Below are 16,062 nucleotides of genomic sequence, written 5' to 3'. Positions count from 1 at the left end.
TATACTATCAGAAAAAATTTCTGACTTTTCAGCTATTTCCCATTTCATTTCTTTCATTTTATAGTATGATTAATTTAATGTGAGAAGAGAGGAGGCATCCTACTGAAACCCTTTATTATTTATCTCTTTTTAAATATATTATTCATCCTTGTTACCATGCTCGTATACCATTTATTTTGGAATCAAAAAGGGAAACGCTCCCCTAAATTAAATTCAGCTATATTTATTACATTGTGTTGCCTCACTACCATACTATGTATTACTTTCGGAGCAAAAACAAATTATGGATTTCAATTTGATATGCGCCATATCGTATTAATTGTCGGTACATTAACAGGAGGACCTATTGCTGGTGCTTCCATCTTAGCTGTATTAAACATATACCGCTTCTTATTAGGGGGAATAGGTGTATTTCCATCCCTTATCGCTTCGGTTTTACTGTTTATTGTTCTACTATTAACGTACAAACTATTTAACCGAAGTTCTAATCGTATAAAAATAGCACTCGCTATCTTTTACAGTCTCATATTTGGCTTAGGGTGGATACCATCTTTCCTTTCAGAGATTACAAATAGTGCAGATTACATACCACATATTATCGTATACGAAATATGTACAATAATTGGAACAATCCTTACTTTATATTTGCTACATATACTTCAAATGCAAGTTCGTCTTCAAAACGAACTTATGAATGCTGAAAAATTCCATTTAATTGGCGAAATGGCCGCGTCCATCTCACATGAGATTCGCAATCCATTAACTTCAACAAAAGGATTTTTACAACTTTTGCAGTCGAATACATGTACTGAGCAAGAACGAAAATTATATATCGACATAGCCATCAACGGAATCGAACAAGCAAATCATGTTCTTACAGATTACTTAACTTTTGCGAAACCAAGTATTGAAAAAGAACAACAGTTACAAGTAGAGGAAGAATTATTGCATGCCTTATCTTTAATCACACCTCTTGCTAATTTAACAAACGTTCGTATCCACTACATCAAACAAAGTACATCTTTCTATATCGCTGGTGAAAAACAAAAACTGAACCAATGTTTATTAAATATTTTAAAAAACTGTATTGAGGCTATGCCTAAAGGCGGTGATCTCGTACTTACTTTAGTTCCAGATCATAAGCATATACAATTGTATATAAAAGATACCGGAGTTGGTATGGATCAAGAACAAGTAAAACGACTTGGATCCCCTTTCTACTCAACGAAAGAAAAAGGGACTGGTCTTGGAATGATGGTCGTATTCAGTGTTGTGCAAGCTATGAACGGAAAAATTGATATTATAAGCGAAAAAGGGACTGGGACAACCTTCTTATTAACTTTTCCACTCATACAAAAAACGTGATGAAATAATCATCACGTTTTTTCTGTTCCTTCAACTAATTCAGCAAAGGCTTTCACTTTTCCATGTGGTTTTTGATTTTCTTTACGTGCTTTCCAAGCGCGCTCTTCTTCTTTCTTTTTCTTGGACATACTTTTCAACTCCTTCTCTTCTTTCTCCATGTAGTATTCCAAAATAAGAAAGAAAACTATGCACGTATCAAAAAAGAAGTGGTCTCCCACTTCCTTCTAATTATCGCTGTAAAATTGCGTGTTTTGCCTCTTTTAACTGTGTAAGATGTCTTTGTTCATGCAAATCAAGAAATTGAACCCACTGGTACAAATTCAGATCATTAAAAACCGGATGCTTTAATCCATTTTCAAATAGATCTTTTTCATCTAGCACACTATGAAGCGCGTGTAATAGTTCTTGTCGTGAATGTTCTAGTAATTGAATTCCTTGCTGTTTTTTCATTAACGTTTCTGTTGGCTGCATTTGCTGAGGAGCTTCTCGTTTATGTGTGCGATCAAGCGTAAGTTGGAGGTCTTTAAATGGAGTCGTGTTTCTTTCATTTTTTTGTAAACCATATACAAGGGCAGACGTGACGGATTGTTCAACTAAATGTAAATGATGCAAAATTTGAATAATACTCCATTTATCACGGCGCGGTTTTACATTCACTTCTGTATCATTTAACATTTCAATTTCTGATAATAGCGTGCTTCGGGTAGACTGTAACGAGTTCAACAAACTTTCTAAACTCACATCCATATTAGATTGAAGCATACTTCTTTCCCCCCTTTTTGTTGGTGAAAAAAGGTGCTCCTATTAGAAACACCTTTTAGTATTCTGAATTTTCTTTTATTATCTCATCATTTTCTCGCTATGTCGATGTTAAACATGTGAAAAAAAGCGCATGTTTTTTACAATTTTGTGTCGTCAATCGCATGTAGCCACGCTTCTATTTCTGTAATGACACTCTTCACACAACCTTCAGCAAATGGTGATGTTAAATTTGCAACTTCTACTAATTCCAGGAATGATTTACTTCCACCTTGTTGGCACAGAGTTACATAATCCTCCCACGCCTCTTGTCTATTATCTCTTGCACGTTTCCAAAATTGCAGTGCACAAATTTGTGCTAACGTGTAGTCGATATAGTAAAACGGCGAGCTATAAATATGTCCTTGACGTTGCCAGAAACCACCGCGCTCTAAATAATCATTATCTTCATAATCACGATGCGGCAAATACTTTTTCTCTATATTACGCCATGCTGTCTTACGCTCTTCTGGTGATGCTTCTGGATTTTCATATACATAATGTTGATATTCATCAACAGATACACCATACGGTAAAAACAGAAGCGCTGAACTTAAGTGAGAGAAATAATATTTATCTGCATCTTCTTCAAAGAATGACTTCATCCATGGCCATGTAAAGAATTCCATACTCATAGAATGAATTTCACATGCTTCATACGTTGGCCAATTGTATTCTGGAATTTCAAACTTACGGCTTTCATATACTTGGAAAGCATGACCAGCTTCATGTGTTAATACATCAATGTCGCCAGATGTTCCATTGAAGTTTGAGAAAATAAATGGCGCTTTATAATTCTCAATATATGTACAATATCCGCCACCAGCTTTTCCTTTTTTCGCAACTAAATCTAATAAATCATTATCCAGCATGAAATTGAAAAATTCATCCGTTTCAGCCGATAACTCTTTATACATCGTTTTCCCATGATTAACAATCCAATCCGCATCTCCTTTTGGAGTTGGATTACCAGTAGCAAACTCAAAGTTTTCGTCGTAATACGCTAACTTCTCTACACCGATACGTGCTTGTTGTCGTTTTCTTAATTCCGTTGTAACTGGAACGATATAATCAAGTACTTGCTGACGATAATTCGCCACCATTTCCGCATTATAATCTGTACGGTACATTCTTGCATATCCAAGTTCAACAAAGTTTTTGAAACCTAAAGATTTAGCGATTTTCGTTCTCACTTTAACAAGCTCATCATAAATACGATCTAACTCTTCCTCATTCCCAGCTAAAAATCCGTAATATGCTTCACTTGCTACTTTACGTTCACTTCTTTCTTTCCCTTGCATAAATGGAATAAGCTGCGATAACGTTCTTTCTTCTCCTGCAAAGTCAATTTTTGCAGATGCTAATAACTGCGTATATTGTGAAGACAATTTATTCTCTAATTGTAAATCTTTCACGACATCATCAGAATATGTTTTTAAATCACACTCCGCTAAAGCAAATAATTGCTTCCCGTAATACGCTTCTAATTCTTCACGGAATGGAGAATGTATTAACGCATGATAATACTTTGTACCATATCCTTGTACAACTGGAGAGAATTCATCAAAGAAATCTTGCTCTTCCTTATAAAAAGCATCTGTCGTATCGACAGAATGACGAATGTAGCATAGATTCCCCATTGTACCGAAGTCGTTGCGAATTTCGTTAATTGAGTTGATGACTTGTTTTTGCTCTTCTACCGTTTTGGCGTTATCAAACTTCTCTAAAGCAACAGTAAACTTCTCTTTTAATTCTTCAATATTTGGCCGTTTATATTCATAGTCTTTAAATGACATGAACGAGCCTCCTCTCCATTATGTGCATCCTTACTATAATTCAATGCTTACTTACAAATCTCCTCTTATTCTTCAGCAAAATACGGCAGATCTTGCCATAATTACATATAAACAAAAAAGCCTTGGATTTCATTATCCAAAGCTCCTTTGGAACATACTATTACTTTTCATACTTTCCAATCTTTTTTAATAGATCAAGTAATTCATCCTTTTCCTCTTTCGTTAACATTTCAAAAGACTGATGTATAACTTGTTCATGCCCTGGAAAAATAGAAGCAATAAAGTTCTCTCCAGACTCAGTTAATTGTGCATAAATAACACGTCTGTCATTCGGGCACGGAATTCTTTTTACTAGTCCCTTTTTCTCTAGCTTATCTACAACATATGTAATGCTGCCACTCGCTATTAAAATACGCTCACCAATTTGCTGAAGTGGTTGACCACCTTTATGATATAGCAGTTCTAATACAGCAAATTCAGTTGGATTTAACCCGTTACTTTGTATAGATTTATTTGTAGTATCCATAACAGAACGATGTACACGAGATAATGCAATAAATACTTTTAGAGATTGAGAAATATCTTCTCGTTCATTATTTGATGTCATACAACTTTCAACCCTTCACTTAAATTCTCAGTAATAAAAAGAAAAACAGTTTAGTACTTCATGTAAATTCCGAATGAGTATTCACTCATTCATTACCTCTCCCCAAATATATTATGAATGATTCTTGAATAAAAACATGACAATTTTAACATAGTTTATATATAATGATAATAAAAAAGAAGGAGTACCAAATTTGAAAGTCAAATTTCACAGCATAGTTTTATATATATTGCTTGTTATCCTACCAACGATAGGGATTGGTGCTACATTTTATTCATATCATTCTTATAAAATGAAACAGGAAAACAAACTATCTGCTCACACGGTTCTCTTTTTATATAGAGACTATTTAGATCATCACCTTGGTGAAGCAATTTCCGCATTAGAAATGCTCTCAAAGGTCGTAGGAACCGAGACTGGGAATATAAATGGAGTAAAACAAATTGTACATGATACTGATGAAAACGATGCACGCTTTTCTGGTTTATATTACGCTACACCAGGAGGTATCATTACAGTCGCATCCGAAGGCGACCGACCACCTGTTGATGTCTCAGATCGTAAATATATTCAAGACGCGTTACAAACGAAGAAAACAACTATATCATCAGTCATTACGGATCGTGTTCTTGGACATCAAGCTATTATAATTGCTTCTCCCATTTTCAATAAACAGAAGGAAATCTCAGGCTTATTGTTAGCAAGTTTACGCTTTGACTACATTTCAGCATCTTTAAATGCCATTAAGCCACAATACCACTTTGAAGTAACTGATAAGTATGATGTAGTTTTTCTCACCGATGATAATAACGAAACAAGTGATGCGCATTCTAATATGCTTACTACCCCACTCCAAAGATTAAATTGGAAGGTCTCTGTTTCTCCATTGCCTATCCATCAAAAAACATTATATCAGTGGGTTTCAATAGAGTGTATAGCTACTTTATTTTTAATGTCTATTTTATTTTTACTTGCTCAATATATGTTGTTAAAACGTCAAACAAAACTGGAAAGACAACAAAATGAACTACAAAAAATTGAATTGGTTGGCACTTTTGCAGCTAGTACAGCTCACGAAATCCGCAATCCCCTTACCGGAATTAAAGGACTCGTTGCTCTATTAAAAGAGAAATATAAAGATGAACAAGATCAGTTCTATTTTTCCGTCATCGAACAAGAAATAGAACGGATTAATGAAATTGTAAGCGAATTTCTTATTCTTGGAAAGCCAACTGCTATCATTGAACAAACATATGATGTGAGAAACATTCTAAATGAGGTAGCATTAATTATTCAATCTGAGGCGAATCTACATAACATTGTATTCCATTTACATTTACCAGACCATCCTGTTCATATCCGTTGCTCAAAAGACCATATGAAACAAGTGGTTTTAAACATTACAAAAAATGCAATTGAAGCCATGACTTCTGGTGACACACTAACTATTTCCGTAACGAACAATGAAACACACGCACAATTGCAAATTATAGATACTGGAAAAGGGATTCCAAAACATATTCAAAAACACCTCTTTCATCCGTTCTTTACTAATAAAGATACTGGAACAGGTCTTGGACTTGTCATATGTAAACGAATTGTAGAGATGTACAATGGGCATATTTTTATCGACAGTATAGAAAACGAAGGAACGACCGTTCATATCGAAATTCCGTTACACCTAGTATAATTATCCTTCTCCCAAAAGGGTAATTATACTTATTTCATAAAACCAGCTACAAGCATTCGCCAAAAATTACTCGATTTCCCTTCATACCCAATTTGAAAAATAGGTACCTTTATAATTGATAACAATTTTGGTGTTTGTTTTTCTTTATAACACTGGTACTGTAAAATAAGCTTGTCCAATTCTTGACTCACTTGAATCGTCTCCATACTATTTAACCCACTCGTTAAACCTAATTGAATCATTTCTTCACGTTTCATATGAATATCACGTGAAAGCTTTTCTAATGTGTACTTCCTTTTTACAGTAAACATTCATATCCCCCTTATTATACTTCCATGCTCTCTACTTCACTTCTCCATCGGCCTTTTAAATACTTAATCATATTTGAATTTGAAGAATCAGAAAATTTAACATTTTCTCCCTGTAATTTACAAATCTTTACCCTCACTTTGAGAATTATTACAAATTATTCTATCTTTGTAAATACATTCGCAATAATAGACATTTTTTTCATCTTCTTTTTTTACAAATACCAATTAAATAGCGGATTCTCTATTTTCCATATACTTTTCTTCGACATTTTTTGTTTAATTTATATAAAAACGCAAAACATAATGATGATTGATAAAGTGAAATTTAATCATTGGGGATTTTGTTCATTCCTCACTGCTCGCAAATAGCGGGATAAAATAGAAAGGAAATATTTATATGCGCAAATATACGATTGCATTGCTTATGTTTACGATGTTCTTACCATCCTTCTTGTTTCCTGTTCAAGCAAAGGCACATACAAACAAAGTAGCTATTGTCATTGATGACTTCGGTAATAATATGAAGGGGACTGATAAGATGTTATCACTTCCTATACCACTAACTGTTGCCGTTATGCCTTTTCTCCCTTCTACAAAGGAAGATGCGATAGCGGCTCATAAGAAAGGTCACGAAGTTATTATACATATGCCAATGGAACCTATTAAAGGTAAAAAAGAATGGCTTGGACCAAAAGCAATTACAACTGATTTAAGCGACGAAGAAATAAATAACCGACTCGAACAAGCGATTCAAGAAGTACCGCATGCAATTGGGATGAACAATCATATGGGATCCAAAGTGACCGCGGATGAAAGAATTGTAAGGCTGATACTTGCAGCTTGTAAAAAACACGGTTTATTTTATTTAGATAGCAAAACAAATCCTAAGAGTGTTGTCCCAAAAATCGGGAAAGAATTAGGAGTGCCTATTATTGAAAACCAATTATTTTTTGATGATGTGTATACAGCGGCACATATTTCAAAACAAGCCCAATTACTCATTAAAAAACTTCAAGAAAAACCGATTATGGTAGCTATCGGACACGTTGGACCTCCAGGTGAAATTACATCACGTGTTATAGAGTCTTCTATTCCTAACATTCGCGCCCATGCAGATTTTATTTTTTTATCTGATTTAGCATTATCTCCGCCTCCTGTTTCAAAATAAGATTCATTACTCACACTAAAAAAGGACCAATCTGCATATAGCAAATTGGTCCCTTTTCAGATTAAATATAATCTACATGACTCACCCTGAATCCTTTTTTCTCTATTTTCCCGATTAATTGCTTCAATCTTTTTTCATTTAACTCATCCGTTATATTTACGATAACGCGGCGAATATATTGATCACCGTTATCTAGCGTAAATAGTCCACCGATATTAAAAGATTTCAACAATGTCCCAAGTTCTTTAATCGTTCCCTTACAATCTTGTGTTGCAATTGTTAATATATAACCACCCGTCCGCATACCGAATGAATCTTCAATAACATCAAATATATTGGAATGCGTTAAGATACCGACAAATTCATTATAGTCATTTAGCACAGCTAAAAATGGAAGCCGACGAATAACATAAAATGCTCTAAAAAAAGAATCCTTTTCAAAAATAAATGCAGAGGAATCTTCCAGCATATGTTCCGTACTTAATTTCTCTAATCCGCTTTCACACTTTTTTTCTAAAAGATCTACTTTATAAATAATCCCCATGAATTTCTTTTCATCTTCTGCTAATACAGGGATTGCTCGAAATCCCGTTTCATTCATAATGTGCAAAGCCTCTTCACCTGAATCGCTTATTTTGCAAAATGTTACTTGCTGTTTTGGCAGAAAATGATATTTAACTCGCAAAATATGTTCCTCCTTACATGTCAACATGTAACCTATATATAATAAGGAGACCTATATTTTATGAGTAAAATTATTTTTAAAACGCTTTCATTTGTTTATTGGCTTGTAACGACATCACAAACATTTTATATAACAGAGCTCTTTGCACCTTTTATCATTAACAACTTTACATGGTAATTCATTAAATATTCTATACCCTCTAGCCATTTTTTCGCTTCTTCTGGCGTTTTCCCCCACACAATCATGCCATAATTATGAACAAGAACTACTCCTCCACCCTCAATAAAATTCGGTACATTATTTTCTAATAAATCAGCAAATTTCTTCTCATCTTCTACAATGGGAATTGTCATTTCTGTTATACCTTCTTTTCCAAAAACACGTTCCACACTACGTTTATCAAATGTTACTTCCCCTTCTTCTCCATATAACTCTGATATTAAATGGCTATCTACAGTCTGCACTTGTAAAATACATTCTGCACTACTCTTTTTATAAATATCTGCATGCATAAACGATTCTACAGCTGGTTTTTCTTCATTTTCAAATACTGGCTCACACATACAATTAACAACAATAAAGTCTTCTTCTGAAAATAACCCTTTATCTCTTCCCTCAACGTTTACTAAAAAAGTTAACGGCTCTTTTGACGTACAGAGTGATAAACTAATTTTTGTACCATAAAACCAATCACGAAGTGCCAATTCAGATTTCACATCTTTTAATTCATTCCATTTCTTTAGAAAAAATAACATTTCGTCACCCCCGGCATAATATTTATATAATGTTCGAATCCTTTCTATGTAAAAGGAGTATTTTTTGATTATTCCAAAAATTTAATTGAATTATCACACGAGAACGCCTTTTTGTCAATATAGTTTCACAGCTCTTCTTTAAAATGGGCCATTCATCTATCTATACTCCTGTCTATTGCCTATTTCATTTTGTACATAAAAAATACGTTATTCTTATTAAATCAAAGAATAACGTATTTTCTCATCTTTTATTTCATTATCGCGTTATATAAAAACTGTGCATATTGTTCACGTGTTACGAAATCATCACCTAAAAAGTTTCCTTTTCCATCACCTTTTGATATATTATTATCCGCTAACGCTTTCACATATCCTTCTGCCCAATGACCAGTCGGTACATCTGTAAAGTTCACTTTATTATTTCCATCTTCTTTTAACTGAAATACTTTATGTAATACTACAGACATTTCGTATCGAGTTAATACTCCATCTGGACGAAACTCCCCAGTACCATCACCTTGCATAATTCCAGCTTGCGCAACTGTAGCAATATCATGCTCAAACATATGCCCTTTCGTATCTGTAAATCTCTCTTTCTGCTCTCCTTTATTTTCTAATTTCAAGTACCTTTGTACTAAAGACGCAACTTGTCCACGAGTAATACGATCTCCAAATCCAAATTGCCCATTTCCATATCCCTTGAAAATATTTTCTTTCGCTAAATAATTAATTGCTTCTTCTGACCAATGTCCTTTTGGTACATCTTTAAATTCTACTACTTCTACTTTTTCATCTTCTTTAGAAGTATTATCCCCTTTACCTTCTACCACATTTTGAATTACCGATCCTGTAAAGAAGATTCCTGTATCCGCAAATGGATCTTTCACTCCAAACTCATATACTTTCTCACCTGGTGTGTTCCATTTCACTACACCATTACTATACGTACCACCATCACTCTTCAAACGGATTTTTGTAGATACCTCGCCGTCTTTTTCGTATATAGGTACTTTTACTTCTTTATTTACTTCTGTATCCTCTAGAAAGACTTTTTGGTTTTGAACATTAATATAAGCCTTCTTACTTAGTTCGATTACTGGTCTAACATCGCGAATTTCATTTGCAACAAAACTTAAATATACTAACTTATTCAACTTACTAACTGGCGATAAGTCTGAAATATAATTTGCTTCTAAATCAAGTTTTTGTAAGTTTACTAGACTAGATAATGGCGTAATATCTTTTAGCTCATTGTTAGGTAAATCTAGTTCTGTAAGTTGAGTCATTTTAGTAAGTGGTGTCACATCTTCTATTTGATTTTTTCCGATAAATAATTTATTTAATTGATTCATTTGATCAATACCCGATAAATCTTTAACTTTATTACGCGTTAATACTAAGTCCTTTAAAGGTAATGAATATAACGGTTTAATATCTTCGATTTGATTACCAGCTAAAGTTAAGTATGTTACATTTTTCAACGCGCTTAATGGAGCAACGTTCGTAATTTTATTATTCGCTAAATTCAAGTAATCTAGTTGTTCCATTTTCGATAATGCTGTTACATCTTCTATTTGGTTTCCTGATAGATATAAACTTTTTACATTTTTCATCTCAACTAATGGTGCAACGTTTGTAATTTTATTATTACTTAAATCAAGAGATTCTAAATTATCCATCTTAACAAGTGGCGTTACATCTGAAAATTCATTACCACGCAAAGCTAAATGATTTAATTGCTTTAAGTTCGCAAAGAACGACGGATCTGTTATCTTTGCATTCGCAACTGTTAAAGATTTTAAATTTGGCATATATTTTAATGCACTATAATCAAGAATCTCATTCGTATTTAAAAACAAGTCCTTTACTTGTAATAACTCTTCTTTCGTAATTGGTGTATTTAAATCTTTTCTATTAAATACTTTTTTATTAACAAGTTCTCTTAATTTGTTATCTGTTATCATATTTTGATTATCAACTGGATTATCCGTTCCCGTATTGCCTGAATTAGAGTTATCATCTGGTTTCTCTGCTTCTTTGTCACCTACAGTTGGATCTTTTATTTCAAATTGGACTTGATATTTGTGGTCGTATCCAATAGCCGGAATAAGTATATGCATTTGCATATTGTGCTTCTTCTCAAACTCGCCAATTTCAAATTGAACTACTTTCGTTCCATTTTTCCTCTTATCTTCTGACAAAACTTTCACATCATGAAATACACCTGGTTGGTTTTTATCTTCTATTCTAAGATATTGAAAATAATCGCTATCTTGTATTGTTACAGTAACAATTTTTTTCCCGTCTGCAATCGCTACTTTAGGATCTTTTATATATTGAGAAACCATAGATGGCTCGTCTTTTTGGTCCTTATATATTTTAATCTCAGTATCGTATGTACGTTCACTAACTGCTACCACCGACTGATTTGCTTCAACTTTTAGTGCCGCTAATGCTGGAGTAGAGTATGCAGCAAATGGAATTGCTAATGTTGTTGCTACTACTAACGCTTTCATATATTTTTTTTTCAAAATAATATCCCCTATCATATATAATTTTACAATTGATAACACTTATCAATTACCTACAAATAAATGATAATGAATATCATTATCATTGTCAATGAGAATATTACATTAAATTTATATTTCCAAAGAAAAAAATAAAAAGGCCCTTTATTCAAAGGGCCTTTTTACCTATCGTATGAAGAATTTCACTTTTTTCTTTTTCATTAATAAAACCAATTTTTTGCAAAATATTTGCATACAATACAAGTTTATTATATATCCGTTCTGACATACTTTCCCCTTCTTTCCTTCGACCAACTTTTTTTGTATTGGTAAATTATATGAAAGAGATGAGAAAATGTGTCCACTTTTTGCATAAATCCAAATCTTTTATCCCACTTTTTGCGGACAGTAAAACTCCCACCTCAAAATCAGGTGGGAGTTCAATTTATTTAGCAAATTGTCCATTGAATATTATGCCTTTTGACTTCCTCTTCAAAACTATAGGGCATTTTCTTATCACAAATTACATGTTGAATACGCGAAAACGCTGCTATTCGGTAATTTCCTTTTACCCCTACTTTTGTATGATCACATAAAATATATGTTTTCTCTGCTAATTTCATCATCGCTTCTGACAGCTTTGCCTTTTCTAATTCAAAACTAGAAACCCCAAAACCAGGTAACAATCCATCAATCGACACAAATGCTTTATGAAAATGAAATTGCTGGATTACTTGCTGCGAAATAGACCCTGACACACGTGAATGCTTTGGAGATATTTTTCCACCAATAAATAAAACTTCACCATGAAACATCTTTTTATTAATAGAAGAAATTAATTGTGTGGCTACTGGAAATGAACTTGTTACAATTGTTAAATTTTTACGATGAACAAGATATGGCACCATTTGAAGTGGTGTACTTCCGTCATCAATCGCAATCACATCTCCATCTTCCACAAACGTTGCTGCTTTATACCCAATTCTCTTCTTCTCTTCTATATGCAGCATCTCTCGTTCTAACATTGGTGCCTCTATTCCAGCTCCCGGAAGTTGGACGGCTCCACCATACACTTTCTTCAACTTCTTTTCACGATCCAATTCTTCTAAATAACGGCGAATCGTCTCTGTCGATACAGCAAACTCTCTCGCTAACTCTGAAACTTTTACTTTCCCTTTAAACTCTACCTTCTCAAGAATGGTTCGCTTTCTTTCTTCACCTACTACAGACATAGCCTCACCCCATTGATTTCTACCTCATAAACTACCTTACTTATACAAAGTTATAACTTTCTTTTTCAGTAAAAACTTCTTCATGAATATGAATACCACGCTTTACTAATTCATCAAAAATAATTTGTGGCTTTACAAAAGCTTCCTCAGGTGTCACAACCCCAACTTTATTTACATTTCCATTTGCGATTAACTCTGTAACAATTCCAAATGGAATACCGACGTTTCTCGTATAAGCTCTTAATTTTTCCCATCCTACAACAGATCCATCAGATAACGGGTGTGTATGATATAATACGTGCCTTTGTTTCTCATTATTTTTCATACCTATTACTTCTACATGAAGTGCATAACCGTAAGTTTCTGTTTCTTGTCCCTCTTTCGATTGCAATAAATACTTCGAAATACAATCCATAATGCCGATTTCTTCCCCATTTATTTCAACTTGATCATTACGCAATATACCGTAATCATATAACGCACGTACGAGTTGCATATTTTGCTTTGGCCAAGTCCCTCTCGTCTCTATCAGTTTGACGCCTTTATTTTTCAGTGCTTTTGCTAACGTAATCGTTTCAGAATGCGGGATTATATACTGCGTTGCCTTACCATAAGGCGCCGGTAATTCTATTTCTCTCGGGCGCGCAAACGGAGGTACTTGCTTAAACTCACCATCTTCATACACTGTACGCGATGGTAAATGTGGATCGTATTCATATGTCGTTGTTTCTGTAATTGATGCAGAAAAAGCAATCGGACGATACGAACCGTGGCTGACACGAACTGATTCTACAGTATCTAGCTGATTTGCTGCATGCATTGCCATCATTTGGGTTACACCTGGCGTCATACCAAAGCCAGGTAAACAAGTTTTTCCGTTTTGAACAAATATAGAATGTGAGTCATTTTCTTCACCAAATCCATTCAAATTCACACCGTGACAACCTGCTTCTGCAATACATCGAGTTGACAAACCATTTAGCTTTATCGTCGTGCCATCCATTACAATGTCATAGCCCTTCATTTTTGCAACTGTATCCTCATGATTCGTTACATCTACTTTCACAAAATCAACGCGAGGATCGTTGAGCCATTCTACTACTTTCAGGCCCTCTTCTTCATTAAAATCAGCTACTGTAATCGTCTCAAAAGATGAAAATTGCACCAAATCTAAAATTGCTTCACGACAAATTTTACCTGCTCCACCTAAGCAAAATACTTTCAACCTATAACAACTCCTTTAGCAATACTATCAACTAAACGATTAATATCTGCCTCATGTACATCACCGATATTTCCAATGCGGAATGTATCTACTTTTGAAATTTTACCTGGATAAATTACAAATCCATCACGCTTTAATTCATTGTATAATTGCCCAAAATCAAACCACTCTTCTGGATAAATAAAAGATGTAATAATTGGCGATTGATATTTTTCATCTACTAGTGACTTAAATCCGATTTCTCTCATTCTATTCACTAATAGTTTTTGATTGTTATAATATCGATTGTAACGCGCTTTTACTCCGCCCTCTTTTTCTAATTCAAGTAGTGCTTGATAAAAAGCGTGTACAACATGTGTAGGTGACGTAAAACGCCATTTTCCATTTTGATTTTCCATCGTCTCCCACTGATCGTATAAATCTAATGATAATGAACGTGCCTGCCCTTTACATTTCAACAATTCATCGCGCTTTGCAATAACAAAGCCAAACCCAGGAACCCCTTGAATACATTTATTCGCACTACTAATTAGAAAGTCAATTTGCAACTCAGCGATATCTATTTCAATACCACCAAAACTACTCATTGCATCAACTAGTGTTACTTTTCCATATTGCTTCCCTAATTTACACACATCTACAATTGGATTGATAATACCTGTTGTTGTTTCACAATGAACAACTGCAATATGTGTAATCTCTTTATCTTGTTGTAATATCTTTTCTACTTCTGCAATATTAGTAGGCTCCCATTCTTCCGTTTGACTAACCACCACATCTATATGTAACATCTCTGCCATTTGTACAATTCGCTTACCGTACGCACCATTTGTACAAACAAGCATTTTTCCATTTTTAGGAATAACAGAACCGATTACTGCTTCAACTGAAAACGTACCGCTTCCTTGCATGAGAACAGTCGTATATTTCTCTTCTTCCTCCGTTGCTAACGATACAAGTTTAGCTCTTACATCTTGCACCATCGTGTTATATTCAGCATCCCACGTACACCAATCGTATAACATAACTTCTTTTACCGTTTTTGTTGTCGTTAATGGTCCTGGTGTTAATAATAAGTAGTGATTTTCAGTCATGATCCTATTCCCCTTTTATGAAATAATAAGTTCTTGTTTCTCGATATGTTCCATTACGCTTTCGAGTTCCTGCATCGTTTCTATCGTAAAGTGCGCTCCATTTTCAACGAAACGATTGCGAACTACTTCTATTTTTTCACGAAGTTCTACCGAATCCATATTCTCCACTTCTTCTTCCGTTAAACCAAGATCGCTACTGCCAAGAATTACACCAACTGTCCACATTCCAGCATTTCTTCCCTCTTTCATATCCGATACCGTGTCTCCAACTTTTATCATATGATCCATTGGATATACACCAAGTTCCATCGCATTTTTATAACACATCCACGGATATGGACGACCCGCTGGAACATCATCTGGCGTTACAAGAAAATCAGGTTTATACCCTTGTAGCGCCGCTTCTCTTGCTACAATATCCATCATTTCTCTCGTATAACCAGTTGTTGAACCAATTTTAATTCCTCTTTCACGTAAAGAAGCAATCACTTCTTTTACTCCATTAATCGGTGACGCATAGCGCGGTAAAATAGCGAAAAGAATTTCTTCAAATTCTTCATACATCTCCTGAATATCTGCTTCTGTTGGTAATTGTCCGAAAACACGATTCCACTCACTCGCAATACGAGGCATCTCTGTTAATGCCCTAACATGATCAATTTTCAATAACCCCATTGGCTTACGAGCTTCTTCCGCAGTAATTTCAACACCACGTTTATGGAAAATCTCCATAAATACTTCCAGTGGTGCAAAACATCCATAATCAACTGTCGTACCCGCCCAATCAAAAATAACTGCTTCTATTTTCATTCAATCCATCACCCTT

At 34.3% G+C, this 16,062-nt stretch carries 15 protein-coding genes; 3 read left to right on the top strand and 12 right to left on the bottom strand.

The window, feature by feature from the left end:
- Positions 1-156: 156 nt before the first annotated feature.
- Complete coding sequence (locus ACHZK0_RS06835; RefSeq protein ID WP_262741001.1) at positions 157-1,365, top strand: ATP-binding protein; 1,209 nt, start codon at positions 157-159, stop codon at positions 1,363-1,365.
- An 11-nt stretch (positions 1,366-1,376) separates the two neighbouring features.
- On the opposite strand, the gene ACHZK0_RS06830 is transcribed toward ACHZK0_RS06835, so the two are convergent.
- From ACHZK0_RS06830 to ACHZK0_RS06815, 4 genes are all read right to left on the bottom strand, one after another.
- A complete protein-coding gene (locus tag ACHZK0_RS06830) occupies positions 1,377-1,493 on the bottom strand; it encodes a DUF6254 family protein (RefSeq protein ID WP_000038254.1) in 117 nt (38 codons plus the stop codon).
- 100 nt (positions 1,494-1,593) lie between these two features.
- Positions 1,594-2,127, bottom strand: a complete 534-nt coding sequence (locus ACHZK0_RS06825; protein WP_262741000.1) for a DinB family protein — start codon at positions 2,125-2,127, stop codon at positions 1,594-1,596.
- A 137-nt stretch (positions 2,128-2,264) separates the two neighbouring features.
- A complete protein-coding gene (locus ACHZK0_RS06820) occupies positions 2,265-3,959 on the bottom strand; it encodes a M3 family oligoendopeptidase (protein WP_262740999.1) in 1,695 nt (564 codons plus the stop codon).
- 160 nt (positions 3,960-4,119) lie between these two features.
- Positions 4,120-4,566: a MarR family winged helix-turn-helix transcriptional regulator gene (locus ACHZK0_RS06815; protein WP_000203340.1), complete on the bottom strand. Its 447-nt coding sequence runs from the start codon at positions 4,564-4,566 to the stop codon at positions 4,120-4,122.
- A 193-nt stretch (positions 4,567-4,759) separates the two neighbouring features.
- Between ACHZK0_RS06815 and ACHZK0_RS06810 the strand changes: the two genes are divergently transcribed.
- On the top strand, positions 4,760-6,256 hold the full coding sequence (locus ACHZK0_RS06810) for a DUF3149 domain-containing protein (protein ID WP_270342318.1): 1,497 nt from the start codon (positions 4,760-4,762) through the stop codon (positions 6,254-6,256).
- Between the two features lie 29 nt (positions 6,257-6,285).
- Here ACHZK0_RS06810 and ACHZK0_RS06805 read toward each other — a convergent pair whose 3' ends face one another.
- Positions 6,286-6,567 (bottom strand): Spo0E family sporulation regulatory protein-aspartic acid phosphatase, encoded by a 282-nt coding sequence (locus tag ACHZK0_RS06805; protein ID WP_395761363.1) that lies wholly within the window; start codon positions 6,565-6,567, stop codon positions 6,286-6,288.
- A 397-nt stretch (positions 6,568-6,964) separates the two neighbouring features.
- On the opposite strand from ACHZK0_RS06805, the gene ACHZK0_RS06800 reads away from it, so the two are divergent.
- Complete coding sequence (locus ACHZK0_RS06800; RefSeq protein ID WP_262740997.1) at positions 6,965-7,735, top strand: divergent polysaccharide deacetylase family protein; 771 nt, start codon at positions 6,965-6,967, stop codon at positions 7,733-7,735.
- A 61-nt stretch (positions 7,736-7,796) separates the two neighbouring features.
- Here ACHZK0_RS06800 and cbpA read toward each other — a convergent pair whose 3' ends face one another.
- From cbpA to phnX, 7 genes are all read right to left on the bottom strand, one after another.
- Positions 7,797-8,420, bottom strand: coding sequence for a cyclic di-AMP binding protein CbpA (gene cbpA / locus ACHZK0_RS06795; protein WP_395761362.1), 624 nt, complete (start codon positions 8,418-8,420; stop codon positions 7,797-7,799).
- A gap of 125 nt (positions 8,421-8,545) precedes the next feature.
- Positions 8,546-9,175, bottom strand: coding sequence for a class II aldolase/adducin family protein (locus ACHZK0_RS06790; RefSeq protein WP_061678866.1), 630 nt, complete (start codon positions 9,173-9,175; stop codon positions 8,546-8,548).
- Positions 9,176-9,423: 248 nt separating this feature from the next.
- Positions 9,424-11,706 (bottom strand): NEAT domain-containing leucine-rich repeat protein, encoded by a 2,283-nt coding sequence (locus ACHZK0_RS06785; protein ID WP_395761361.1) that lies wholly within the window; start codon positions 11,704-11,706, stop codon positions 9,424-9,426.
- A 428-nt stretch (positions 11,707-12,134) separates the two neighbouring features.
- Positions 12,135-12,917: a DeoR/GlpR family DNA-binding transcription regulator gene (locus tag ACHZK0_RS06780; protein WP_097816688.1), complete on the bottom strand. Its 783-nt coding sequence runs from the start codon at positions 12,915-12,917 to the stop codon at positions 12,135-12,137.
- A 40-nt stretch (positions 12,918-12,957) separates the two neighbouring features.
- Complete coding sequence (locus tag ACHZK0_RS06775) at positions 12,958-14,142, bottom strand: saccharopine dehydrogenase family protein (RefSeq protein ID WP_270606062.1); 1,185 nt, start codon at positions 14,140-14,142, stop codon at positions 12,958-12,960.
- On the bottom strand, positions 14,139-15,236 hold the full coding sequence (gene phnW, locus ACHZK0_RS06770) for a 2-aminoethylphosphonate--pyruvate transaminase (protein ID WP_270606061.1): 1,098 nt from the start codon (positions 15,234-15,236) through the stop codon (positions 14,139-14,141). The genes ACHZK0_RS06775 and phnW overlap by 4 nt, the downstream gene beginning before the upstream one ends.
- Before the next feature lie 15 nt (positions 15,237-15,251).
- Entirely contained in the window at positions 15,252-16,046 is a 795-nt protein-coding gene (gene phnX / locus ACHZK0_RS06765; protein ID WP_262740992.1) for a phosphonoacetaldehyde hydrolase, read from the bottom strand.
- Positions 16,047-16,062 lie beyond the last annotated feature (16 nt).

The sequence above is a fragment of the Bacillus sp. 3G2 genome (assembly GCF_044324725.1).
GTDB lineage: Bacteria > Bacillota > Bacilli > Bacillales > Bacillaceae_G > Bacillus_A > Bacillus_A mobilis.
Note: the sequence above shows the minus strand (reverse complement) of the source record. Positions and strands in the feature narration are given on the sequence as shown.